Below are 24337 nucleotides of genomic sequence, written 5' to 3'. Positions count from 1 at the left end.
GTCTGTGGCTGCCCCGGGCTACGGGCTGTCGGCGACAGGTTTGCGGCAACTGAAGATCGCCGTGCCGGGGAAGAGCTGGCCCCGTAGCGGGCTCCATTGACCCCACTCCCGATCGAGCCATTCGGGCCACTCGGGCTCGATGATGTCGCGCACTTCGAGTCCGGCGGCGACGATCTCGCGAACGCGGTCACCGATGGTGCGGTGGTGCTCCACGTAGGTCGGCACGCCGGCCGAGTCCACCTCCACGTAGGGCGTGCGATCGAAGTAGGGGAGCGTGACGGTGAGTCCACGCGGCCCGGGATCGTCGGGGAAGATCCAGCGGATCGGATGGTTGACGGCGAACACCCACAGACCGCCGGGCCTCAGGACCCGGGCCACCTCGCGCATGACCCCCGCGGAATCGGCAACGAACGGAACTGCCCCAAAAGCCGAACATGCGAGGTCGAAGCTTCCGTCCGCGAAAGGGAGGTGCTCGGCTCCTGCTTGAATCAGCGGCACCACCGGTCCTCCCGCACGCATGGCGTCGACGCCGCGGTCGAGCATCGCCCGCGAAATGTCGAGTCCCACCGCCCGCGCCCCCTGGCCGGCAAGCCACCGTGCGCAGGGAGCCGAGCCGCAGCCGACTTCGAGGACGTCCTTGCCGGCGACGTCGCCCAGCAGGTGGTGATCGCCCTCGTGAAGCCCCTCCGGGCACCACACGAACTCGCCGTCCGCCGCGTCCACCCCGAGGAACTCGCCATGGGTGCGGTGGTAGTCGTCGGCGTCGGCGTCCCACCATGCTCGGCTCGCGCGTTCGCTGGCCTCCGAGTCGACCCGGATGCGGCTGACTCCGGCGGTTCCGAGGACACTGTTGGCGGTGCCGTGGCGGTCGTCTTCGGGGGAGTGGGCGGGATCTGTCGCACGAGAGTCGGGCATGCGCAACAGACTAGAGCGTGGGAACGGACCCGGGTTTGCCCAGCTTGCCCAGGGGCGCGTAGCCTATTGCACGCGAGTGTCTACGTGCGCGACATCCGATTGGGTACGGTTCGAGTTTTCGTTCGGTTCCGGTCAGGTGTCGTTGCACTGTTCTCGTGCTTTGTCCGACAGAACACCATCAACCGACCACAACCCGTCCGGAGCAACTCAACATATGCCCTCCACCACCGTCACCTCGCCGCAGGTAGCCGTCAACGACATCGGCTCCGCCGAGGACTTCCTCGCCGCCATCGACGCAACGATCAAGTACTTCAACGATGGTGACATCGTCGAAGGCACCATCGTCAAGGTCGATCGCGACGAGGTTCTGCTCGACATCGGTTACAAGACCGAAGGCGTCATCCCTTCCCGTGAGCTCTCCATCAAGCACGACGTCGACCCCAACGAGGTCGTCTCCGTGGGCGATGAGGTCGAAGCTCTCGTCCTCACCAAGGAGGACAAGGAAGGCCGACTGATCCTGTCGAAGAAGCGCGCTCAGTACGAGCGTGCCTGGGGCACCATCGAGGAGCTCAAGGAGAAGGACGAGGCCGTCAAGGGCACCGTCATCGAGGTCGTCAAGGGCGGCTTGATCCTCGACATCGGCCTGCGTGGCTTCCTTCCCGCCTCGCTCGTCGAGATGCGCCGTGTCCGCGACCTCCAGCCGTACGTCGGCAAGGAGATCGAGGCCAAGATCATCGAGCTCGACAAGAACCGCAACAACGTCGTCCTCTCGCGCCGCGCATGGCTCGAGCAGACGCAGTCCGAGGTTCGCAGCGAGTTCCTGCACCAGCTCCAGAAGGGCCAGGTCCGCAAGGGCGTCGTGTCCTCCATCGTCAACTTCGGTGCCTTCGTGGACCTGGGCGGCGTCGACGGCCTGGTGCACGTGTCCGAGCTGTCCTGGAAGCACATCGACCACCCCTCCGAGGTTGTCGAGGTCGGCACCGAGGTCACCGTCGAGGTTCTCGACGTCGATCTCGACCGCGAGCGCGTGTCCCTGTCGCTCAAGGCCACCCAGGAAGATCCGTGGCGTCAGTTCGCCCGCACGCACGCCATCGGCCAGATCGTGCCCGGTAAGGTCACCAAGCTGGTTCCGTTCGGTGCCTTCGTGCGCGTCGAAGAGGGAATCGAAGGCCTCGTCCACATCTCGGAGCTGGCCGAGCGCCACGTCGAGGTCCCGGACCAGGTTGTCGGCGTCGGCGACGATGCGCTGGTCAAGGTCATCGACATCGACCTCGAGCGTCGTCGTATCTCGCTGTCGCTGAAGCAGGCCAACGAGGACTACAACGCCGAGTTCGATCCGTCCAAGTACGGCATGGCGGACAGCTACGACGAGCAGGGCAACTACATCTTCCCTGAGGGCTTCGATCCCGAGACCAACGAATGGCTCGAGGGCTTCGACAAGCAGCGTGAAGAGTGGGAGAACCGCTACGCCGAGGCTGAGCGTCGCCACAAGATGCACACCGCTCAGATGGAGAAGACCGCTGCAGACGAGGCCGCCGAGGCTGCCACCGCTGCTGCCGGCTACTCCTCGGAGTCGGGCGCAGGCGATGCCGACACCGCGTCGTCGTCCGCATCTGCTCCGGCGTCCGAATCTGCTGGTGGATCGCTTGCGAGCGATGCACAGCTCGCCGCTCTGCGCGAGAAGCTGTCGGGCAACGCCTAGTAGGCCCGCCTGACCCAGTCAGGCACAGAAAACGAGACCCCGCTCCTGCCCCGGCAGGAGCGGGGTTTTTGTCGGTGCTGCCGCCCAAAACGACTGTGGCCCGGCCTTTGGTGAAGGCCGGGCCACAGTCGCGTGGAAGGACGCTGGGGTTCAGTTCGCGGTGACGGGAATCCAGTAACTCGACGACGACGCCTGGCCCTCCGAGCGTTTACGCATCGACGCGAAGCTGTGCTTGCCCTGGCTGATCATCGCGGTGAGCCACGTCCGACGATGCTCGGCGAGTGCCGAAGCGACCGCGGGTATCTCGAGGCAATGCACGCCACCCGCGGTGCCGAGGCGGTGCCGACCGGGCTGAAGGCGTTGCTCGCGCATGGCGTTCCTCTTCTTCGAGAAGGTGCAGGTCGGGCCGTTCGCTAGAACATAACCGACCGTGCTGCCCATCGGTGGTATTTGGGATCGGTGAGTCTGCCGGTAACGGTGGGGGAGATGATGTCGGTGGGGTCGCGCAGGCGAGGGCAGGGTGGATGCCACACTGGGTGACGTGTTGAGAATCGGCCTCACCGGAGGCATTGGAGCCGGCAAGTCCACCGTGTCGAAGATCCTGGCGGAACTGGGAGCCGTGATCGTCGACGCAGACCTGATCGCCCGTGAGGTCGTCGAGCCGGGCACCCCCGGCTTGACCGCTCTCGTGGAGCGATTCGGCAACGACATCCTTACGGAGGCCGGGGCGCTCGACCGGGCGGCCCTGGCGGCACGTGCCTTCGCGGACGAGGAATCGAGGTTGGCGCTGAACTCGATCGTGCATCCACTCGTCGGTGCGCGCACGGCGGAACTCATCGATTCAGCAGCGGCCGACGCGGTGCTGGTGCAGGACATTCCGTTGCTGGTCGAGGGCGGTATGGGCGCCGCGTTCCATCTGGTCCTGATCGTGTTCGTCGACGCGGAGGAACGGGTACGCAGACTCGTCGGGTCCCGAGGCATGCCGGAAGCGGACGCGCGGGCGAGGATCGCCGCGCAGGCGGACGACGAGCAGCGGCGGGCAGCCGCGGACGTCCTACTCGACAACAGTGGGGAGCCCGGGGCGCTCGAACCCGTGGTCAGGGCCCTGTGGTCGGAGCGGATCGCTCCCTTCGCGTCCAATATCCGTACCCGCACCGTCGTGCGGCCGTTGCCTGCACTCGTGGCGCCGGATCCGCGGTGGGCGGGAGAGGCCGCGCGGTTGATCGCCCGACTGCAGTTGGTGTGCGGGGACCGCGCGGTGCGGGTCGATCACATCGGGTCTACCGCGGTCGAGGGTATGCCGGCAAAGGATGTCATCGATCTGCAGGTCACCGTTGCCGACCTCGCGACGGCGGACGACCTCGCCGAACCGCTTGCCGAGGCGGGGTTTCCTCGTATCGAGCACATCACGGCGGACGATCCCAAGCCATCCTATCTCGGTGGCGAGACCGACCCAGCGTTGTGGGACAAGAGAATTCACGGGGGAGCCGACCCGGGCCGGCCGGTCAACATTCATCTTCGGGTCGATGGATGGCCCGGACAGCAGTTCGCACTGGTGTTTCGCGACTGGCTCCGAGCCCATCCCGATGTCCGGGCCGAGTACACCGATATCAAGGAGGGCGCGGCAGACAAGGCCGCCGGCCACAGCTCGTACGAGGATGCGGTCACCGCCTACATCGACGCGAAGACTCCCTGGTTCGACACGGCCTACTCCCGGGCGTGGGAATGGGCCGATCGCGCGGGCTGGAAGGCCTGACATCACCGCCAGTCGATCGGCATTCCGAGCGAGGCCAACCACCGCCCGAGGTCGTGGCCGTGTGTGGCCAGGCCCTCGATGGCGGCGACGGCGGTACTGATCGCCTTCTCGGCGGTGGCCGTATCGAGCAGACCGGCGCTGTGCGCATCCATCAGCTCGTCCACATCCAGTAATTCGGTGCTCCGCCCGGTTCGCACGACCAGATCGAGGTAGTGGTCCTCCGACGTCCAGATGTCGTCGCCTCGGGTGAACACGCCGATGTCGACGTAGTGGTCCTGGTCCCGCCGATGCTCCGGCCGGAAATGGAAAATGGAGGCCCGGAGTCCCAGGTCGGGAAGCAGCCACGACTCGAGGTAGTCGAACTGCCGATGGTCGGCCGTCCGCGCCATGTAGAGCCCCCACGGCTCGACGCGGAATTGCTCCACCGGACGGACGAATCCTTTCGGATCCGTGTTGGTGCTGTTGCGGAGATCGAAATATTCGATCTTGGGTGGGTGCGGATGAGCAACGCCTTCCATGAGGCAGAACCTACGGCACTGCGCTGCCACCGGCGCAGGTCGGGACCTTGTCGGTCCCTGCGCTTACCCTGGTGACATGGCGTTTGCATCCGAGCACCCGGTGGTAGCACATTCCGAGTTCCGACCCATCGGTGAGATCGAGCGGTCGGAGGCGCGGTTCGAGGTCGTCAGCGATCACAAACCCGCGGGTGACCAGCCGGCGGCAATCGCGGAACTCGAGAAGCGGATCAACGCGGGCGAGAAGGATGTGGTCCTGCTCGGCGCCACCGGTACCGGCAAGTCCGCCACCACGGCGTGGCTCATCGAGAAAGTGCAGCGCCCCACGCTGGTCATGGCGCCCAACAAGACTCTAGCGGCGCAGCTCGCCAACGAACTGCGCGACATGCTTCCTCACAACGCAGTCGAGTACTTCGTGTCGTACTACGACTACTACCAGCCCGAGGCGTACATCGCTCAGACCGACACCTATATCGAGAAGGACTCGTCGGTCAACGACGACGTCGAGCGCCTTCGCCACTCCGCGACGTCGAGCCTGCTCTCCCGTCGAGACGTGGTGGTCGTGGCTTCGGTGTCGTGCATCTACGGCCTGGGCACTCCGCAGTCGTACCTCGACCGGTCGGTGCAACTCGAAGTAGGTGTCGAGGTTCCGCGCGACGCGCTTCTCCGGCTTCTCGTCGATGTTCAGTACACGCGTAACGACCTGGCGTTCACCCGTGGTTCCTTCCGGGTCCGGGGCGACACCGTCGAGATCATTCCGTCGTACGAGGAGTTGGCCGTCCGCATCGAATTCTTCGGTGACGAGATCGAAGCGCTGTACTACCTGCATCCGCTGACCGGCGACGTCGTCCGGCAGGTCGACTCCGTGCGCATCTTCCCGGCAACCCACTACGTGGCGGGTCCCGAACGGATGGAGCGGGCGGTCAAAGACATCGAAGCCGAACTCGAGGAACGCCTCGCCGACCTCGAGAACCGGGGAAAGTTGCTCGAGGCGCAACGGCTGCGGATGCGCACCCAGTACGACCTCGAGATGATCAAGCAGGTCGGATTCTGCTCCGGAATCGAGAACTACTCGCGGCACATCGACGGACGCGGCCCCGGCACTGCTCCCGCCACGCTCATCGACTATTTTCCCGAGGACTTCCTGCTCGTCATCGACGAGTCGCACGTCACCGTGCCGCAGATCGGAGCGATGTACGAGGGTGACATGTCCCGGAAACGGAATCTCGTCGAGTTCGGATTCCGGCTCCCCTCGGCCACCGACAACCGACCGCTCACGTGGGAAGAATTCACGCAGCGCATCGGGCAGACGGTGTACCTGTCGGCGACACCCGGCAAGTACGAGCTGGGCCAGGCCGGCGGGGAGTTCGTCGAGCAGGTGATCCGTCCCACCGGTCTGGTCGACCCGGAGGTGGTGGTGAAGCCCACCAAGGGGCAGATCGACGACCTCGTTCACGAGATCCGGGAGCGGGCCGACCGCGACGAGCGGGTGCTCGTCACGACATTGACGAAGAAGATGTCGGAAGACCTCACCGACTACCTACTCGAGCTCGGTATCCGGGTCCGGTATCTGCACTCGGACATCGACACGCTGCGTCGCGTCGAACTCCTCCGCCAGTTACGGCTCGGTGAGTATGACGTGCTCGTCGGTATCAACCTTCTGCGTGAGGGACTCGACCTGCCGGAGGTGTCCTTGGTGGCGATCCTCGATGCCGACAAGGAGGGCTTCCTGCGCAGCTCGACGAGTCTGATCCAGACGATCGGTCGCGCAGCTCGTAACGTGTCCGGTCAGGTCCACATGTATGCCGACAAGATCACCGACTCGATGCAGCACGCCATCGAGGAGACCGAGCGGCGCCGCGAGAAGCAGATTGCCTACAACAAGAAGATGGGCGTCGATCCGCAGCCGCTGCGCAAGAAGATCGCAGACATCCTCGATCAGGTGTACGAGGAGGCCGAGGACACCGCTGCCGGCGTCGACGTGGGTGGTTCCGGACGCAACGCCTCGCGCGGTCGCCGCGCCCAGGGTGAAGCCGGCCGCGCGGTCAGTGCGGGCGTCTACGAAGGCCGCGACACCAAGTCGATGCCGAGGGCCGAGCTGGCCGACCTGGTCAAGCAGTTGACGGATCAGATGATGAACGCTGCACGCGACCTCCAATTCGAGCTTGCCGGACGTTTACGCGACGAGATCGCGGACTTGAAGAAGGAGTTGCGTGGGATGGACGCCGCGGGCCTGAAGTAGCCGAGGCAGTACCGTCTGACTCATGGATGCACAGAGCGCCGGTCGAGCCGCTCGATCGTTGGAGTTGCTTCATTCCCTGAGCTACTTCGTACCCGAGGTCGGGGTACGACTGGCCGAGGTGGGGTTGGAGCCGGGCCGGATGGGCTACTTCGCCGGTCGGGCGGCTCCCATGGGTGCGGTGAACGCAGGGGTCGTCACCGCCGCTTTCTTCAATTTCAGCCCCGACGCCGTCGCCGCGGTGATCCCGCGGGCGTGGGATCTGGCTGCGCCGCACGTGATCGTCGAGGCTCGCTACCGTGCGGTCGGTGAGGCGTATGTCCGCCTGCTGGGGGAGTCTGTCATCGCGTCACCGGAGATGGCGGAGGCGGCCGACCTGCTGTCGACCGCGGCGCGAGGCATCCCCGGGGTCGAAGGCAGGCCGCTCTACGCCGGTTACGCGGCGTTGGAGTGGCCGTCGGCGCCGCATCTCAGCTTTTGGCATGCCCTGACAGTGTTGCGCGAGTACCGCGGCGACGGGCATACCGCGGCGTTGCAGACCGCCGGTCTGAGCGGGCTCGAGGCGCTGATCACCCATACCGCGACGGGCCGCGGGTTCCAGAAAAAGTTCGCGCTGACCCGTCGCGGGTGGAGCGAGGCCCAGTGGAACGCCGGCTGCGACAGCCTTCGTGATCGGGAGTTGCTGGACGCTCGGGGTGAACTCACCGCGGACGGCAGCGACCTGCGCAATCTGATCGAGGATCTCACCGACGATATTGCGCTCACACCGTGGGCGGCGCTCGGTGAAGATGGGGTGGCACGCGTGGTCGAGCTCGCGACGCCGTGGCGCGACACCGTCGTGGCCGCCGGGGTATTCCCCGCAGGAGTGTTCGGTCCGAAGGTCCGCACCGCGAGCTGATTTCTCTCGGGGGAGGTCACAGACGCGGACAGCGCGGCAATGTGACTGATCACGCAGGGGGGCGGTGCGTTGTGGCTTGTGCTGCAAATACCCCTATGTACGCACCGATACCGCTAGGGTCAGCGCAGTGGCCGCTGGGTCCGGACACGACGTGTGCGGGGCCCCGGCCAAGTGACCACCCCAGACATGGAGGAATGAATGAGCGCCTACCGGACCGTTGTCGTCGGAACCGATGGCTCCGAGTCGTCATTTCGGGCCGTCGAGAAGGCCGCTGCCATTGCGGGGGACGCCGGCGCCAAGCTGATCATCGCGTGTGCGTACTACCCGGCTGATCCCAAGGACGTCGGCCATGCGGCTGATGCGCTGGGCGACGAGGCCTACCAGATCACCGGTTCCGCGCCCACATACGAGATCCTGCGTACCGCGAAGGAGCGCGCCCACGCCACCGGGGCCAAGGATGTCGTGGAACGCGCAGTCGTGGGTGCGCCCGTCGAGTCCCTTCTCGCGTTGGTCGACGAGGTCGACGGCGGGCTTCTGGTGATCGGAAACCGCGGCCTCAACACGTTGACCGGACGACTGCTCGGCTCCGTTCCCTCGGATGCGGCCCGCAAGTCCACGTCCGACGTTCTGATCGTCCACACGGTCCGCTGAGCGGCGCCTGATCAGTCAGCAGTAATTCGCCTCGGCCGCATCGAGGAATACCCGCGCCACCTGCTCGGTGGTCAGGTGCGTATCCGATGCGGCCGAGGCGAACTGCGCCATCGGCGTCAAGTGCTCCATGATGGTCGCCTCATCGGTTCCCCGGGACAGCTGCCCGCAGACGCCGTTGGCGATGGCCATGACGGTGTCCGCCGGCATGGCGGGGAGTCCAGCATCGACCAATGTCTGCTGATACCGCAATCCACGGGCGTCGAGGCTGCTGGACGCAGTTGTCGTCGCTGCCGGGCTTGCCGACGTGTCGTCGGCGGCAGTGGCCTGGGAGCAGGCGCTGAATGCCACAGTTCCGAGGGCACAGGCGCACCAGATCAGCAAGCTCCGCCCGAACGACGTCACGACGGGTTCGCCGCCGTTGCGGGTGTCAGATCGGACAACGCCGCGGGCAGGGGCCGCGCGTGGACCACCCCGAGACGCTGAGTGGCGCGGGTGAGCGCGACGTAGAGGTCGTTCATTCCCCGCGGCGACTCGTCGACGATGCTCTGCGGTTCGACGATCAGCACCGAGTCGAACTCCAGGCCCTTGGCATCCTTCACGGTCAGGACGCTCACCGAATCGGAGCGAAGATCCGCGAGGGCCGACACGAGGCCGTGATCCCCGATCACGGCCGTGGTGCCAGGGCCGGTTTCCTCTGCCACACAAGCGCGGACCGTGTCCGTCACATCCGACGTGGCCACGTTTCGGGACCACGGCACGAAGCCGGATTCCCGGACCGAGCGCGGTACCGTCTGCTCGGTATCGATCTCGGCGAGCACCCGGCGCGCCGTTGTCATGATCTCTGCCGGGGTGCGGTAATTGACTGTCAGCTCCGTCAGCTTCCAGCGTTGGGCAACGTACGGTTCCAATATCCGCTGCCAAGAGGATGTTCCGGCGGGGTCACCTGTTTGGGCGGTGTCACCGACCAGGGTCATCCATCGATTCGGGATGCGACGCATCAGCATGCGCCAGGCCATCTCGGACAGCTCCTGCGCCTCGTCGACGATCACGTGTCCGTAGGTCCAGGTGCGGTCACCGGCCGCACGCTCGGCCGTCGTCTGGTGTGCTCCTACGTCGTGTCTCTCGGCGAGCTGGCTCGCGTCGATGAGGTCGTAGGCCATGAGGATTTCCGGATCCAACTCGTCTTCGAGATCCTGGGGCGCAGAACCGGTGAGAATGTCGAGTGCGCCCTGCGCATCGGCGATCTGAGCCCGCCACTGCCGCCGCGCCCGTTCCCGTTCGGCGGCGTCGTCCACTCCGAGGAGTTCGGCGAGTTCGTCCAGTAGCGGTGCGTCGGCCGCACTGAACCCTCCGGACTCGGTGCGGTGCAATGCGGCGCGTTGAGTCTCGGTCAACTGTGGCGCGGCGTCGGCCAGTCGCTTCGGCGAGGCGAACAGCTCTGCGAGGACCCGCTGCGGAGTCAGCTCCGGCCACAGAGCGCTGATCGCGCTCATGATGTCCGGGTCTTCACGCATTTCATCGCGCATGTCGGCGATGTCCTCCCGGCTGAGGAGGTTGCCGCCGTCGACGACGTTGGCGCCGAGCGTGTCGGCGAGTTGCTGGGCGAGGGCGTCGATCACCGCCGACACGAAGATCGGCCGGGCCAGGTTGTGGGGACGCCGCGACGACCGCGCCCGGCCACGGGCACGCGTGACCACCTTGCGATCCAACGTGATTCGGTAGGTGTCGAAGGTCAGCTCGATCGGCCGCGCCGGCACCTCCTGCCTGTCCCGGACCGCCTTCTTCAGCACATCGAGAATGTCGAGGGAGCCCTTGATCGTTCCGGCCTCGAGACTGTCCTCGCGCGTGGCACGGACACCGGGGTAGAGGTCGCCGATAGTGGAGAGCAGCACGCCCGTCTCACCGAGCGACGGCAGGACCTGGCCGATGTAGTCGAGGAACGTGGCGTTCGGGCCGATGATGAGGACACCGGCTTTCGCGAGCTGCTGACGGTAGGTGTACAGAAGGTAGGCGGCGCGATGTAGGGCCACAGCGGTCTTTCCCGTACCGGGACCGCCCTGCACCACGAGCACGCTCTTGTGCTCGGACCTGATGATGGCGTCCTGCTCACCCTGGATGGTCTCGACGATGTCGTTCATCTGCCCGGTGCGGGCAGCGTTCAATGCGGCCAGCAGGGCGCTCTCACCCGCGACACCGTCGGAACCGGTGACGGTCCCGGCGGCCTCCGCGGCCGCGAGATCCAAGTACTCGTCGTTGACCGCCGTCACGCGTCTGCTTCGCGTACGGATGTGGCGGCGTCGCGTCACACCATCGGGTGCGGCGGGGGTCGCGAGGTAGAACGGGCGCGCCAGAGGCGCACGCCAATCGAGCAGCATGGTCTCGTAGTCGTTTTCCTCGTCCAGGATGCCGAGACGCCCGATGTAACGGTGCTCTCCATCCAGATCGATCTTTCCGAAGCAGAGGCCGTTTTCGGCGGCGTCATACTTGGCGAGGTCCTCGGTGTAGAGCTGGTTGAACGATTCGCGCTCACTGCGTGCCTGGGGGGTACCGCCGGTCTCGAGCAGAACACGGCTCAACCGGGTGGCCGCATAGTCGCGAAGCCCGTCCAGTCGGTGGTAGAGCATCGTCACGTACTGCTGCTCGAGCTCGCGCTCGTCGCGTGACGTGTCCTGGTCGGGCAAGAGGTCTCCTTGACTGGTTCGGCTGCAGATCCGGCGCGGCTGCAAAAGTGCCTGGACAGTCTAGTCGGCCCCGGAGTGCTCCCGCCGATGTCGCAGGTCAGGGCATTCTCCGGGGCCGATCAGATGGTCTGCGGCGGGCGTCGACGCCGCAGAATGACGTCAGTGCGTCAGATCGATCTTCTTGGCGCGCGCCTTCTCCAACGCGAGCTCCGCCTTCTCGCGGGCGATTTCGGCCTGCTTACGGGCGATTTCCGCCTGCTTGCGGGCGGCCTTGCCCGCAACCTCGCTTCGTTCTACGGCCACCGTTGCCAAGTCGGCACCCTTCTCCCGAGCGAGTTCGGCCAGCACAGGGCCGCGGTCCTTGGCGACATCCACCCACTCCGCGCCGCGGTCCTTGGCGACGTCGACCCACTCCGCGCCGCGGTCCTTGGCAACGTCCACCCACTCCGCGCCGCGGTCCGCCGCGACCTTCGCGATGGGCGTCACACGTTCCTTGGCGATCTCCAGCAGGTCGGAACCGCGCTCCGCGGCTTCACCGGAAAGCACCCTGGCCCGCTCCGCCGCCGCGGCCAGAGCCTCGGCGATCTCAGGTCCGTGATGATCGTCGCTCGATCCGAGTGGAAGCGCAGCCGCCACACTGGCCTGGGCTGCTCGTGCGGCGCGGCGCCCACGCCACCCCAGCGACGGCTTGCCTTCCGTGTCGACTGCGGCGATCAGCAGACCACCGAGCAAACTGACGTTCTTGAGGAACTGGGTGCGCTGGGCAGCTTTCGCGGCCGGATCGGTCTCGTTCCAGAAGGCGTGGCCCGCCACCGTCGTGGGAATCAGGCTTCCGGCCAGCGCCAGGGACGCGAGACGAGGCGCCTTGCCCGTGGCGAGCAGAACACCACCGCCGATCTGCACGGCTGCGTTGATCTTGATCAGCGTCTCCGGGTCGGACGGGATCTTCTGTGTGACGGACTCAGGAAGCGTTTCGGTCGACTTGTCGATCAGCGGACCTGCGGCCTGGGCCCTCGGTGCCGGATTTCGGAGTGCATCGATCCCTCCGCTGATGAACACGGCCGACAGCAGTGGGCGAGCGATACGACGGACAAGCATTCCTAGCCTCCCAATCATCGAGTTTCTCCCGTCTCACACTAACGAGAGTTCGAGGCAGCCGTCCCGAGTACGACAGTCTTGTACTTCCGACCGGCTGCCCCTTCCCCAGTACCCAGTCGGGCGGTTCACCAACCGCGGTCGCGCCACTCGCCGAGGTGCGGACGCTCGGTACCGAGGGTGGTGTCGTCGCCGTGACCGGGGTAGACGACGGTGTCGTCGGGATAGCGAGCGAACAACTTCTGCTCCACATCGTTCAGCAACGACGCGAACATGTCCGCATCAGCGGTTTTGCCGACTCCGCCGGGGAAGAGTGAGTCGCCGGTGAACAGGTGAGTGCGTCCATTGCCCGCCTCCGCGAACGCCAGTGCGATCGAACCGGGGGTGTGACCCGCGAGGTGGATCACGTCGAAGGTGACCTCACCGATGGACAGGGTGTCGCCGTCGTCGAGGAGACGGTCGGGCCGGACCGGCAGTGCTTCCGCATCGAGGGGATGGGCGGCCGTGGGTACTCCGGTCGCGGTAGTGACCGCTTCGAGGGCGAGCCAGTGGTCACCGTGCTGGTGGGTCGTCACGATCAGTTCGAGGGAGGGTGCGTGTTCGCGGATCAACTGTTCGAGCCGTTCGGCCTCGTTGGCGGCGTCGATCAGGACCGATTTTCCGGTCGCGGAACAGACGACCAGGTACACGTTGTTGTCCATGGGGCCGACGGACATCTTCGTGATCGTGGCTCCGGGAACGGTCCGGCGTCGAGGCGCCGAGCCGGGGGAGACGTGGCCGGTATACGAGTCTTCTATCACCATGGGCTGCTCGGTCATGGTGGGGAGGCTACCGTCGAATACAGGCAGGTGAGTGGCAGGCGGCCATCCGTCCGGCAGAAACGTGTCGGTGGCCGCGCTTACCATGACACGGCTGGAGGACCCGACGAACGCGCAGCGTCCTCGGCCGTCGAACAATGAAGGGAATTGGAGTGGCGGATCGCCTTATCGTGCGGGGTGCCCGTGAGCACAATCTGCGAGGGGTCGATCTCGATCTACCCCGCGACAGCCTGATCGTGTTCACCGGCTTGTCGGGCTCTGGTAAGTCGAGCCTGGCGTTCGACACGATCTTCGCCGAGGGTCAGCGACGCTATGTCGAGTCGCTGTCGGCATACGCACGCCAGTTCCTCGGTCAGATGGACAAGCCGGACGTCGACTTCATCGAGGGCTTGTCGCCCGCGGTGTCCATCGACCAGAAGTCGACCAACCGGAACCCGCGTTCCACCGTGGGCACGATCACCGAGGTCTACGACTACCTTCGACTCCTCTACGCGCGGGCAGGCACGGCTCACTGCCCGGTGTGTGGTGAGCAGATCGCCCGGCAGACGCCGCAGCAGATCGTCGACCAGGTGCTCGACATGGAAGAGGGCATCCGCTTTCAGGTACTCGCTCCGGTGGTCCGCACCCGCAAGGGTGAGTTCGTCGACCTCTTCGATCAACTGAACGTCCAGGGTTATTCGCGTGTGCGGGTAGACGGGGTGGTGTATCCGCTCACCGATCCGCCGAAGCTGAAGAAGCAGGAAAAGCACGATATCGAGGTGGTCGTCGACCGTCTCACCGTCAAGGCCAGTTCCAAGCAGCGCCTCACCGATTCCGTCGAGACGGCACTGCGGCTCGCCGAAGGCATCGTCGTGCTCGACTTCGTCGATCGCGAAGAAAATGCCGCCGATCGTGAACGCCGTTTTTCGGAGAAGCTCGCATGCCCCAACGGCCATGCCCTGTCCATCGACGACCTCGAGCCGCGTTCCTTCTCGTTCAACTCCCCGTACGGTGCCTGCCCGGAATGCACCGGTCTCGGCATCCGCAAGGAAGTCGACCCCGACCTTGTCGTGCCGGACCCCGAGTTGTCTCTCGAGGACGGCGCCATCGCACCCTGGTCGATGGGGCAGAGTTCCGAGTACTTCGGACGGCTGTTGTCCGGCTTGGGAGACATCCTCGGCTTCGATATGAAGACGCCGTGGAACAAGCTTCCGGCGAAGGCGCGCCGAGCCATCCTCGAGGGTAGCGAGGAGCAGGTGCACGTCCGGTACAAGAACCGGTACGGGCGTACCCGTTCGTACTACGCCGAGTTCGAAGGGGTCATGCCCTTCCTGCACCGCCGCCTCGACCAGACCGAGTCGGATCAGATGAAGGAGCGGTACGACGGCTATATGCGCGACACACCGTGTCCCGCGTGTGCCGGCGCACGCCTGCGTCCGGAAATTCTCTCCGTCACCATTGCGAGCGAGAAGTTCGGCAAGAAGTCGATCGCTGAAGTGTGTGAGCTGTCGATCTCCGATTGTGCCGATTTCCTCAACAGCCTGACATTGGGCAGTCGTGAGGAAGCAATCGCCGGTCAGGTGCTGAAGGAAGTTCAGGCCCGTCTCGGATTCCTCCTCGACGTCGGACTCGAATACCTGTCCCTCGCGCGTGCCGCAGGCACGCTGTCCGGTGGTGAAGCGCAGCGCATCCGGCTAGCGACGCAGATCGGCTCCGGCCTGGTGGGTGTGCTGTACGTGCTGGACGAGCCGTCCATCGGCCTGCATCAGCGCGACAACCGTCGACTCATCGAGACCCTTACGCGTCTGCGGGACCTCGGCAACACTCTCATCGTGGTCGAGCACGACGAGGACACCATCCGGACCTCGGACTGGGTCGTCGACATCGGCCCGCTCGCCGGTGAACACGGAGGCAAGGTCGTCCACAGTGGCCCGTACGAGGAACTGCTCGAGTGCGAGGAGTCGCTGACCGGCGCCTACCTGTCGGGCCGCAGCCACATAGAGGTTCCGGCCATTCGGCGTCCCGTGGACCGCAAACGCCAGGTCACCGTCATCGGCGCGCGGGAACACAACCTCGGCGGTATCGATGTGAGCTTCCCGCTGGGTGTGCTCACGGCGGTCACCGGTGTCTCCGGCTCCGGCAAGTCGACACTCGTCAACGACATTCTTGCCACCGTCATGGCCAACAAACTCAACGGTGCGCGGCAGGTGCCCGGTCGTCACACCCGCATCAACGGGCTCGATCAGCTCGACAAGCTGGTGCAGGTCGACCAGTCGCCGATCGGACGCACACCGCGATCGAACGCGGCCACGTACACCGGCGTGTTCGACAAGATCCGCACTCTGTTCGCGTCCACGACCGAAGCGAAAGTGCGCGGATACCAGCCCGGCAGATTCTCGTTCAACGTCAAGGGCGGTCGGTGCGAGGCATGCTCCGGCGACGGCACCCTGAAGATCGAAATGAACTTCCTGCCCGACGTCTACGTTCCGTGCGAGGTGTGCCACGGCGCGCGGTACAACCGGGAGACCCTCGAAGTGCACTACAAGGGCAAGACCATCGCCGAAGTGCTCGACATGCCCATCGAGGAAGCCGCGGACTTCTTCCAGCCGATCACCTCGATCCATCGCTACTTGAAGACGCTTGTGGAGGTCGGACTCGGGTATGTGCGCCTCGGTCAGCCGGCACCCACGTTGTCCGGGGGTGAGGCGCAGCGCGTGAAGCTCGCCGCGGAACTGCAGAAGCGGTCGACGGGGCGCACGGTGTACATCCTCGACGAGCCCACGACTGGTCTGCACTTCGAGGACATCCGCAAGCTGCTCGGGGTCGTCAACGGGTTGGTCGACAAGGGCAACACCGTCATCGTCATCGAGCACAATCTCGACGTGATCAAGACGTCCGACTGGGTGGTCGACATGGGACCGGAAGGTGGATCCGGCGGGGGAACGGTGGTGGCCCAGGGCACCCCGGAAGAGGTGGCTCAGGTCCCCGAGAGCTACACCGGAAAGTTCCTCGACAGCGTTCTCGCGGTGACACCTGCGCAGAAGAAGAAGCCGGCCAGAGAGGGCAAGTCGGCGAAAGCTGCTTCGGCGAAATCCCCGGCCTCGCCGAAGGCCGGTTCCGCGAAAGCCACCACTGCGGTGAAGTCGGTGACGTCGCGGAAGCGGGCACCGAAGAACACCGCGGCAGTGGGCTGACGTCGACTATCGAGCGGCGGCCGCGTCGATCTCCTCGGCGAGGTCGGCCGGCCGCGACCACATCGGCCAGTGGCCGGTGGGAAGGTCGACGTAGTCGACGTTTGTGATCCGGCCCAGTTCGGCGGCCATTGGGTGGCCCACGCCGGCCAGCTGCCGGATGGCCTCGGACGGGAAGCTGGTGCAGATCACTGTGGTGGGCACCTCCAGGCGGCGGCTGTTTCTCAGTGCGAACGTGGCCCTGGCGGGCCCTGCGGGTTCGGGCACGGCTCGACTGCGGAATGTCTCGAGCATGGCCTCGTCCAGTCCCTCCAGACTGTTGCCCTCGACTTCCAGCTCCGACCAGCCGGGCAGCGGAAGCTCCGTGGCTGACGGATCGAGGTCGTTCCGCAGGGCTGCGCCGTCCTGAAGAGGACCTGAGTCGACGTAGATGACTCGCGCCAGCGCGTCCGGGATGCGATCAGTCACGGCGTAGGCCACCGGACCTGCACCGCTGTGGGCGACGAGGACTGCCCGCTCCGACGCTGGTGTGGCTGCGACCGCGCCGGCTACCGCTGAGATGTGATCATCGAGGCCTATGCCGCTGCGATCCGTATCGACCGAGTCGAGTCCCGGCAGTGTCACGGCCGTCACATGATGGCCGCGGTCCCGCAGGTCGGCCGCGACCGACTCCCAGGCCCACGCGCCGAGCCAGAAACCGGGAACAAGGACGATGTGCGCCTGCGTGGGAGCGGAAGTTGTCATCGCCTCGCCCCTCAGTACACCGGGCCGGTGTACTTCTCGCCGGGACCCTTGCCGGGTTCGTCGGGATGCGACGAAGCCTCACGGAATGCGCGCTGCAGTGCCTGCAATCCCTCGCGGATGGGTCCGGCGTGCGGTCCGAGGTATTCGATCGAGGCAGTGACCAGGCCGGCGAGTGCGGTGATGACGCGCCGCGCCTCGTCGAGGTCGAGGTGCGGACTGGACTCGGGGTCCGGATCCGACAGGCCGAGCTTTTCGGCCGCCGAACTCATCAGCATGACTGCTGCGCGGCTGATCACCTCGACTGCGGGCACTTCGGCCAGCTCACGCACTTCGGTATTCTGGTCCCCGTTGTCATTCAGGCCACCGCCGGTAAGGGCGTCGTCGGAGTTCTGCGTCATGCGGAAGAGCTTTCCATCTCGGCGTTCACCCGCAACGCACCGGTGTCGATTAGCCGACGAGGTGCGCAAATGTTACCCTTGACCCAACGACCGCCTTCGGATTTTGTCGGGGGCAGCAAGTGGAGTCCGACTCCCACCTCTGCGCGGCAGTGAAACTGCAGTTCAGTGGTCCGGTCACCTGCTTCGAGGCGTGCCTCGATTCAGGTTCCTCACGCGAGGAGATGGTGGAGCGGCGCAAGCCGTGAGATTGTCTGATCGGTCGACATCGGGCCCCGCATGGTGAATTCTCACCGCAGCGGGGCTTTTTTTGTTGGGAATCCGGGCGTACGGGCTGCTGGCGGTCTCGAGACCAGACCGTTCAACCTAGGAGGCCCCATCAGCACTGAGACCCGCATCAACGATCGCATCCGAGTTCCCGAGGTCCGCCTCGTCGGACCCGGAGGTGAACAGGTTGGCATCGTGCGTGTTGAAGATGCACTCCGCTTGGCCCTCGAGGCCGATCTCGACCTGGTCGAGGTGGCCCCCGACGCTCGCCCGCCGGTCTGCAAGATCATGGACTACGGCAAGTTCAAGTACGAGGCAGCGCAGAAGGCGCGTGAGTCGCGGAAGAACCAGCAGCTCACGGTCATCAAGGAGCAGAAGCTCCGTCCGAAGATCGACGATCACGACTACGAGACCAAGAAGCGGAATGTCGTTCGCTTCCTCGAGGCCGGGTCCAAGGTCAAGGTCACCATCATGTTCCGTGGACGTGAGCAGTCGCGGCCGGAACTCGGCTTCCGGTTGCTGCAGCGTCTCGGTGCAGACGTTGCCGATCTCGGGTTCGTCGAGACGTCCGCCAAGCAGGACGGCCGGAACATGACGATGGTGCTCGCTCCGCACAAGGGCGCGAAGACACGCGTCAAGGCGCAGGAAAGCGCAGCAGCGCCTCCGGCTCAGCGTGCAGTTCCGGCGCCGGCCGAACAGGCGCCGTCGGAGCCGGCGGGCGGAAGTGCGCCCGGCGAAGCGCCCACCAGCTAGTCCGACTCCACCAGCACGATCCGGATGTTCAGATCCGGAAACACAGAACTGAGGACTCCATGCCCAAGTCGAAGACCCACAGCGGCACCGCGAAGCGATTCAAGGTGTCCGGCACCGGAAAGATCCTGCGCCAGAAGGCCGGTCGCCGCCACTTGCTCGAGCACAAGCCCACCAAGGTGACTCGTCGCCTCGATGGCACGGCTGTCGTCAGCAAGGCTGACACCCCGCGCATCAAGCGCCTGCTCGACATCTGAGTCGACACCCCTTTTACTGACCACCCGGGGCAGCTAGCCGCCCCAAGATTGACAGGATTTTTCAGTGGCACGCGTAAAGAGGGCGGTAAACGCCCAGAAGAAGCGTCGTTCGATTCTCGAAGCCTCCAGCGGCTACCGCGGACAGCGCTCACGTCTGTACCGCAAGGCCAAGGAACAGCAGCTCCACTCGCTGACCTACGCCTACCGTGACCGTCGTGCGCGCAAGGGCGACTTCCGCAAGCTGTGGATCACGCGTATCAACGCTGCTGCACGTGCGAACGACATCACGTACAACCGTCTGATCCAGGGTCTGCGTCTTGCCGAGATCGAGGTGGACCGTAAGAACCTGGCCGAGCTCGCCGTGTCGGACGCCGCTGCGTTCGCCGGTCTCGTGGCTCTCGCCAAGGCAGCGCTCCCGGCTGATGTGAACGCTCCGGCCGGAGAAGCAGCCTGAGTCTCGCACCCCGCAGTTCAGCAGACCGGAAACGACCCGTGGACCCGCTCACCGAGCGCACCCCGCGGGTCGTTTCTGCTGTGAAGCTCCTGCGTACGGCGGAACGGCGCAAGGCAGGGCGCTTCCTCGTGGAGGGGGAGAACGCGGTGGGGGAGGCGCTGGGTACCCGCGCCGTGCACGATCTGTTCTACACCGAGGACGCGCTGCAGCGGTACGCCGAGTTGATCGGCCGGGCCGAAACCATCGGAGTTCGGACGTCGCTGGTGACGGACCGGGCGGTGCGTGGTCTCAGCGATACGGTCACTCCACCCGGACTGGTCGCCGTCTGTGACCTCCTCGACGTTCCGCTGTCGGAGGCGGTGGGTCCAGGCACGCGGCTACTCGCGGTCCCGGTCGCGGTGGCAGAACCGGGCAATGCAGGGACAGTTATCCGGGTAGCCGATGCGGTGGGTGCAGACGCTGCCATTCTGGCGGGCGACAGCGTCGACCCGCACAACGGGAAGTGCGTTCGCGCGTCCGCGGGCAGCTTGTTCCATCTTCCGCTGGTGCGTGAACGGAATACGGCTCTTGTTCTGGACGCGATCAGCGCGGCAGGCATTCAGTTGCTGGCCACCGCGGCGGACGGTGAAGTAGACCTCGACGACGCCGACGACCTGTTGTCGCGCCCGACGGCGTGGTTGTTCGGGAACGAGGCCCACGGCCTCGACGTGCACGTGGCGGCGAGGGCGGATCACCGGGTGCGCATCCCGATCCACGGCCGTGCCGAGAGCCTGAATCTGGCGACCGCGGCAGCTATCTGCCTGTACTCGAGTGCGCGGGTCCAGAACCGCACGCGAACCGACAGCTGAAACCGAAATTTTCGATCGCATAGGATTCTCCCGAGGAGCCGTTTCGGCTCGTCGAGAGTCTGCCGAGAAGAACTGAAGGAGTGGCACCGGTCGTGGCTAAAAAAGAGGGCGCTGCGTCACCCGAGGTCGATGCGAGTGCGCTCACCGAAGAGGCCTTGACTGCGGCAGCGGAAAACGCCGAGAAAGCATTCTCCGCCGCCGCGAACCTGGACGACCTCGCCAAGGCGAAAGTCGACCACATGGGTGACAAGTCGCCCATCGCCCTCGCTCGCCGTGGACTCGGAGCCCTTCCGGGCAAGGAGAAGGCCGACGCAGGGAAGCGCGTCAACGTCGCCCGCACCCGGATCAGCGCGGCCTTCGACGATCGGCGCGCCGTGCTGCTGGCCGAACGTGATGCCGCAGTGCTCGTCGCCGAGGCCATCGACGTCACGCTGCCGTCGCAGCGTCAGCCGGTAGGGGCCCGGCACCCGATCAGCATCATCTCCGAACAGGTCGCGGACGTGTTCGTGGGTATGGGCTGGGAGGTCGCCGAAGGCCCGGAAGTAGAAACCGAGCACTTCAACTTCGACGCGCTCAACTTCCTTCCCGACCACCCCGCGCGGACGATGCAGGACACGTTCCACATCGCCCCGGAGGGGTCGCGTCAGGTACTGCGCACGCATACGTCGCCGGTTCAGGTGCGCACGATGCTCTCCCGGGAACTTCCCATCTATGTGGTCTGCCCCGGACGAACCTTCCGCACCGACGAACTCGACGCCACGCACACCCCTGTCTTCAATCAGGTTGAGGGCCTCGCCGTCGACAAGGGCCTCACGATGGCCCACCTGCGGGGCACGCTCGACGCCTTCGCCCGGGCGCTGTTCGGCTCGGACACCCGAACCCGGATGCGTCCCAACTACTTCCCCTTCACGGAACCCTCCGCGGAGGTGGATGTCTGGTTCCCGAACAAGAAGGGCGGCGCCGGTTGGGTCGAGTGGGGTGGCTGCGGGATGGTCAACCCGAACGTGTTGCGCGCCTGCGGGATCGACCCCGACGTGTACAGCGGCTTCGCGTTCGGTATGGGTCTCGAACGCACGCTGCAGTTCCGGAACGGCATCCCGGACATGCGCGACATCGTCGAGGGTGACGTGCGGTTCACGCTGCCCTTCGGCGTCCAGGGCTGAGCGCGATCGCGCCGCATCCGTCCACAGTCACGACATTTCACGAACGAGAGAGCTGAGCAGACGTGCGAGTAGCGCAATCCTGGCTGACCGAGATCCTGCAGCGTGCCACCCCGGGGTGGGGCGTCACCGCGGAGGAGTTGGACGCGGGCTTCGTCCGCGTCGGTCTCGAGGTGGAGGAGGTCGATCGCCTCGAGGCCGTCGACGGCCCGCTCGTCGTCGGCAAGGTTGTCGAGATCACCGAGCTCACCGAGTTCAAGAAGCCCATCCGCTTCTGCAAAGTCGACGTCGGTCGGCCGGAACCGCAGGGCATCGTGTGCGGTGCCCGTAACTTCGCGGAGGGCGATCTGGTGATCGTCGCACTTCCCGGCGCAGTGCTTCCGGGCGGCTTCGCGATTGCGTCCCGCAAGACGTACGGCCAGGTTTCCGACGGAATGATCTGCTCGGTCGCCGAACTCGGCATCGGCAAGGACCACTCGGGAATTCTGGTACTCGAGCCGGGGGCCGCGGCTCCGGGTGCCGACGCGAATGCTCTGCTGGGTCTGGACGACACCATCATCGAGCTGAACATCACGCCGGACCGTGGTTACTGCTTCTCGGTGCGCGGGCTGACCCGTGAACTCGCGTGTGGGTTCGATCTCGAGTACCTCGACCCTGCGGTGGTGCCGGCACATCCCGCCGAGGGCGAGGCATGGCCCGTGCGCGTCGACCCCGACACGCAGGCCACCCGGTTCGCCGCACGGCGGGTCACGGGTATCGATCCGACGGCGGCCAGCCCGTGGTGGCTGCAGCGACGCCTGTTGCTGTCGGGGGTCCGGCCTATTTCGCCGGCCGTCGACGTCACCAACTACGTGTTGCTCGAGTTGGGTCAGCCACTACACGCATTCGATGCCGCAAAGATCAGCGGCGACCTCGTGGTGCGCCGAGCGGTGGACGGCGAGAAATTGACCACCCTGGACGAGGTCGAGCGGGTCCTCGACCCCGAGGACGTCGTCATCGCCGACGACTCCGGCGTCATCTCGCTCGCCGGTGTCATGGGTGGAGCGACCACCGAGGTCAACTCCGCGAGCACCGACATCCTCCTCGAAGCGGCCACCTGGAATCCGCTTGCGGTGTTCAAGACGGCACGTCGGCACAAGTTGTCCAGCGAGGCGAGCAAGCGATTCGAGCGCGTGGTCGACCCTCGGATCCCTGTGGCCGCCCTCGACCGCGCGGCGTCGTTACTGATCGAGATCGCCGGCGGACGTATCGAGCCGGTCCTCACCGATGTCGGTGGGGTCACCGGCACAGCGCCGATCCGGATGGACATCGACCTGCCGGACCGCGTCGCCGGGGTGACCTACCCGAACGGCACGGCGGCACGCAGGCTGACGCAGATCGGTTGCGACGTAGAAGTCGGCGTCAGCGACGGTGGGCACGGGCAGTTGGTGGCCACCCCGCCCTCGTGGCGGCCCGACCTCGTCCAGCCCGCCGACCTCGTCGAGGAGGTACTGCGTCTCGAGGGGCTCGAGCAGATCCCGTCGGTGCTTCCCGCGGCGCCTGCCGGCCGCGGATTGACACCCGCCCAGCGCCGCAAGCGCGCCGTCGGCCGGGCGCTCGCCTTCTCCGGATACGTCGAGGTGCTTCCGCCGGTATTCCTTCCCGCTGCCGTCTTCGACTCGTGGGGACTGGACCCGAAAGATCCGCGCCGAAACACCGTCAGGGTGCTCAACCCGCTCGAGTCGGACCGCCCGGAGTTGGCGACGACCCTGTTGCCCGGGCTCCTCGAGGTTCTTGCTCGCAACGTCTCCCGCGGCCAGCGCGACCTGTCGCTGTTCGGTATCGCCCAGGTCGTGTTGCCCGGTCCCGACACGAAGCCGGTCGGTGTCCTCCCGGTCGATCGCCGGCCGACGGACGACGAGATCGCCGAGTTGCTGCAGTCGCTGCCGGCGCAGCCGGTACACGTCGGAGCCGTGCTCACCGGGATGCGCGAACCGAGCGGACCCTGGGGTCCGGGTCGCCCCGCCGAAGCGAGTGATGCATTCGCTGCCGCTCGCGCAGTCGCGTCCGCAGCAGGAGTCGAACTCGAGTTCCGCGCAACGCAGTATTTACCGTGGCACCCGGGACGCGGCGCGGAGTTGGTGCTCGACGGGGTCGTCGTCGGGCATGCCGGTGAGCTTCACCCCGCTGTCCTCGAGCGGGCGGGGTTGCCGCCGCGCACGTGCGCTGTCGAAATCGACCTCGACGCCCTTCCGCTCGTGGAGAATCTCCCCGCCCCGAAGGTGTCGCCGTTCCCTGCTGTGCTTCAGGACGTCGCGGTCGTCGTCGATGCCGCCGTGCCCGCGGCCACCGTGCAAGAGGCTCTGCGTTCGGGTGGCGGTGAACTTCTCGAGGACATCCGTCTGTTCGATGTCTTCGAGGGGGACCAGGTCGGGCCCGGACGGAAGTCGCTCGCCTTCGCGCTCCGGTTCCGCGGAGCGGACCGCACGCTGACCGAGGACGAGGCGAGTGCAGCCCGCGACGCTGCGGTCGCGGCCGCCGCAGCCTCGGTGGGTGCCGAATTGCGCAGCTGACCCGTAGCCTGGGAACCACAGCGGGGGCGTGAGGAGCGGGACAGATGGCCGAAGTGCGCGACGTCGTAGCAGCGGCGAGTGAGCTGACCGACGCCGAGTTCCTCGCGGTGGTGCGGGCAGTCGCCGCCGGTCGCCCCGGCCTCGGGGCACTCCTCGCCGCCGTCGACGTCGGAAGCGCGGTCCCGACGGAAGACCCCGTCACCGCGGAGATCGTCCCGGACACCACTCCGCGGTTGCCCGAGCCCGACTACACCGCGGGGGGCGTCCCGACGTTCGATCGTGTGCGGGATCGGATCGAGGAGCGGGTCGGTACGGCGATCGGGTCGGCGGAATTGGCGCACGAAAGCCCGTCCGGCCGATCGGTGGACGAACAGTGGGAAGCGCGGAAGAAAGCCGGCAAGGCCAAACTGGATGAGATCAGGCGGTCACTCGGCAAGCAGTGACCGACCACGGCTCGGGGTGACCCAGAC

Annotated in this window: 22 protein-coding genes; 13 read left to right on the top strand and 9 right to left on the bottom strand. The window is 66.0% G+C overall.

The annotated features are described in order from the left end of the window. Positions 1 to 18: 18 nt before the first annotated feature. On the bottom strand, positions 19 to 915 hold the full coding sequence (locus tag L1080_RS12365) for a class I SAM-dependent methyltransferase (protein WP_250774348.1): 897 nt from the start codon (positions 913 to 915) through the stop codon (positions 19 to 21). Positions 916 to 1129: 214 nt separating this feature from the next. On the opposite strand from L1080_RS12365, the gene rpsA reads away from it, so the two are divergent. Continuing rightward, complete coding sequence (gene rpsA, locus L1080_RS12360) at positions 1130 to 2617, top strand: 30S ribosomal protein S1 (protein WP_109329412.1); 1488 nt, start codon at positions 1130 to 1132, stop codon at positions 2615 to 2617. A gap of 150 nt (positions 2618 to 2767) precedes the next feature. Here the strand turns inward: rpsA and L1080_RS12355 are convergent, their stop codons facing one another. Beyond that, a complete protein-coding gene (locus L1080_RS12355; protein WP_109329413.1) occupies positions 2768 to 2989 on the bottom strand; it encodes a hypothetical protein in 222 nt (73 codons plus the stop codon). A gap of 169 nt (positions 2990 to 3158) precedes the next feature. Here L1080_RS12355 and coaE point away from each other — a divergent pair, with 169 nt between their 5' ends. Then, positions 3159 to 4373, top strand: coding sequence for a dephospho-CoA kinase (gene coaE / locus L1080_RS12350; RefSeq protein ID WP_250774406.1), 1215 nt, complete (start codon positions 3159 to 3161; stop codon positions 4371 to 4373). 2 nt (positions 4374 to 4375) lie between these two features. Here the strand turns inward: coaE and L1080_RS12345 are convergent, their stop codons facing one another. Continuing rightward, positions 4376 to 4891: a ribonuclease FAU-1 family protein gene (locus tag L1080_RS12345; protein ID WP_250774350.1), complete on the bottom strand. Its 516-nt coding sequence runs from the start codon at positions 4889 to 4891 to the stop codon at positions 4376 to 4378. Positions 4892 to 4967: 76 nt separating this feature from the next. Here L1080_RS12345 and uvrB point away from each other — a divergent pair, with 76 nt between their 5' ends. The 3 genes from uvrB to L1080_RS12330 all read left to right on the top strand — a co-directional run bounded on the left by uvrB (position 4968) and on the right by L1080_RS12330 (position 8676). Continuing rightward, complete coding sequence (uvrB, locus tag L1080_RS12340) at positions 4968 to 7130, top strand: excinuclease ABC subunit UvrB (RefSeq protein ID WP_109329415.1); 2163 nt, start codon at positions 4968 to 4970, stop codon at positions 7128 to 7130. Between the two features lie 22 nt (positions 7131 to 7152). Further along, complete coding sequence (locus tag L1080_RS12335; RefSeq protein ID WP_250774352.1) at positions 7153 to 8025, top strand: SCO6745 family protein; 873 nt, start codon at positions 7153 to 7155, stop codon at positions 8023 to 8025. Positions 8026 to 8223: 198 nt separating this feature from the next. Next, on the top strand, positions 8224 to 8676 hold the full coding sequence (locus L1080_RS12330) for a universal stress protein (RefSeq protein WP_109329417.1): 453 nt from the start codon (positions 8224 to 8226) through the stop codon (positions 8674 to 8676). A 15-nt stretch (positions 8677 to 8691) separates the two neighbouring features. Here the strand turns inward: L1080_RS12330 and L1080_RS12325 are convergent, their stop codons facing one another. The 4 genes from L1080_RS12325 to L1080_RS12310 form a co-directional block, all read right to left on the bottom strand. Beyond that, positions 8692 to 9024: a DUF732 domain-containing protein gene (locus tag L1080_RS12325; protein ID WP_236603451.1), complete on the bottom strand. Its 333-nt coding sequence runs from the start codon at positions 9022 to 9024 to the stop codon at positions 8692 to 8694. 50 nt (positions 9025 to 9074) lie between these two features. Then, positions 9075 to 11357: a HelD family protein gene (locus L1080_RS12320; RefSeq protein ID WP_159921873.1), complete on the bottom strand. Its 2283-nt coding sequence runs from the start codon at positions 11355 to 11357 to the stop codon at positions 9075 to 9077. 159 nt (positions 11358 to 11516) lie between these two features. Next, a complete protein-coding gene (locus L1080_RS12315) occupies positions 11517 to 12455 on the bottom strand; it encodes a DoxX family protein (protein ID WP_159921875.1) in 939 nt (312 codons plus the stop codon). Positions 12456 to 12580: 125 nt separating this feature from the next. Next, positions 12581 to 13270, bottom strand: a complete 690-nt coding sequence (locus L1080_RS12310; protein WP_159921877.1) for an MBL fold metallo-hydrolase — start codon at positions 13268 to 13270, stop codon at positions 12581 to 12583. Positions 13271 to 13422: 152 nt separating this feature from the next. Here L1080_RS12310 and uvrA point away from each other — a divergent pair, with 152 nt between their 5' ends. Continuing rightward, positions 13423 to 16443, top strand: coding sequence for an excinuclease ABC subunit UvrA (gene uvrA / locus L1080_RS12305; RefSeq protein WP_250774360.1), 3021 nt, complete (start codon positions 13423 to 13425; stop codon positions 16441 to 16443). A gap of 6 nt (positions 16444 to 16449) precedes the next feature. Here uvrA and L1080_RS12300 read toward each other — a convergent pair whose 3' ends face one another. Together L1080_RS12300 and L1080_RS12295 are read right to left on the bottom strand one after the other, a co-directional pair. Next, positions 16450 to 17184, bottom strand: a complete 735-nt coding sequence (locus L1080_RS12300) for an alpha/beta fold hydrolase (RefSeq protein WP_159921879.1) — start codon at positions 17182 to 17184, stop codon at positions 16450 to 16452. 11 nt (positions 17185 to 17195) lie between these two features. Further along, on the bottom strand, positions 17196 to 17582 hold the full coding sequence (locus L1080_RS12295) for a DUF1844 domain-containing protein (RefSeq protein ID WP_230990166.1): 387 nt from the start codon (positions 17580 to 17582) through the stop codon (positions 17196 to 17198). 276 nt (positions 17583 to 17858) lie between these two features. On the opposite strand from L1080_RS12295, the gene infC reads away from it, so the two are divergent. From infC to L1080_RS12260, 7 genes are all read left to right on the top strand, one after another. Next, a complete protein-coding gene (infC, locus tag L1080_RS12290) occupies positions 17859 to 18599 on the top strand; it encodes a translation initiation factor IF-3 (protein ID WP_374434866.1) in 741 nt (246 codons plus the stop codon). Positions 18600 to 18658: 59 nt separating this feature from the next. Then, positions 18659 to 18853, top strand: coding sequence for a 50S ribosomal protein L35 (gene rpmI / locus L1080_RS12285; protein ID WP_109329424.1), 195 nt, complete (start codon positions 18659 to 18661; stop codon positions 18851 to 18853). A 64-nt stretch (positions 18854 to 18917) separates the two neighbouring features. After that, on the top strand, positions 18918 to 19307 hold the full coding sequence (rplT, locus tag L1080_RS12280) for a 50S ribosomal protein L20 (protein WP_005247385.1): 390 nt from the start codon (positions 18918 to 18920) through the stop codon (positions 19305 to 19307). Between the two features lie 38 nt (positions 19308 to 19345). Further along, the gene (locus L1080_RS12275) at positions 19346 to 20155 is read left to right on the top strand and encodes a TrmH family RNA methyltransferase (RefSeq protein WP_159921881.1); all 810 of its coding nucleotides are present in this window, start codon (positions 19346 to 19348) and stop codon (positions 20153 to 20155) included. 92 nt (positions 20156 to 20247) lie between these two features. Beyond that, complete coding sequence (gene pheS / locus L1080_RS12270) at positions 20248 to 21318, top strand: phenylalanine--tRNA ligase subunit alpha (protein ID WP_250774362.1); 1071 nt, start codon at positions 20248 to 20250, stop codon at positions 21316 to 21318. 62 nt (positions 21319 to 21380) lie between these two features. Continuing rightward, entirely contained in the window at positions 21381 to 23867 is a 2487-nt protein-coding gene (pheT, locus tag L1080_RS12265) for a phenylalanine--tRNA ligase subunit beta (protein ID WP_250774364.1), read from the top strand. Between the two features lie 44 nt (positions 23868 to 23911). Next, positions 23912 to 24310: a hypothetical protein gene (locus L1080_RS12260; RefSeq protein ID WP_213572332.1), complete on the top strand. Its 399-nt coding sequence runs from the start codon at positions 23912 to 23914 to the stop codon at positions 24308 to 24310. Positions 24311 to 24337 lie beyond the last annotated feature (27 nt).

Source organism: Rhodococcus sp. MSC1_016 (assembly GCF_023667485.2).
GTDB classification, from domain to species: Bacteria; Actinomycetota; Actinomycetes; order Mycobacteriales; family Mycobacteriaceae; genus Rhodococcus_F; species Rhodococcus_F oxybenzonivorans.
This window is presented reverse-complemented; position numbering and strand designations above follow the sequence as displayed.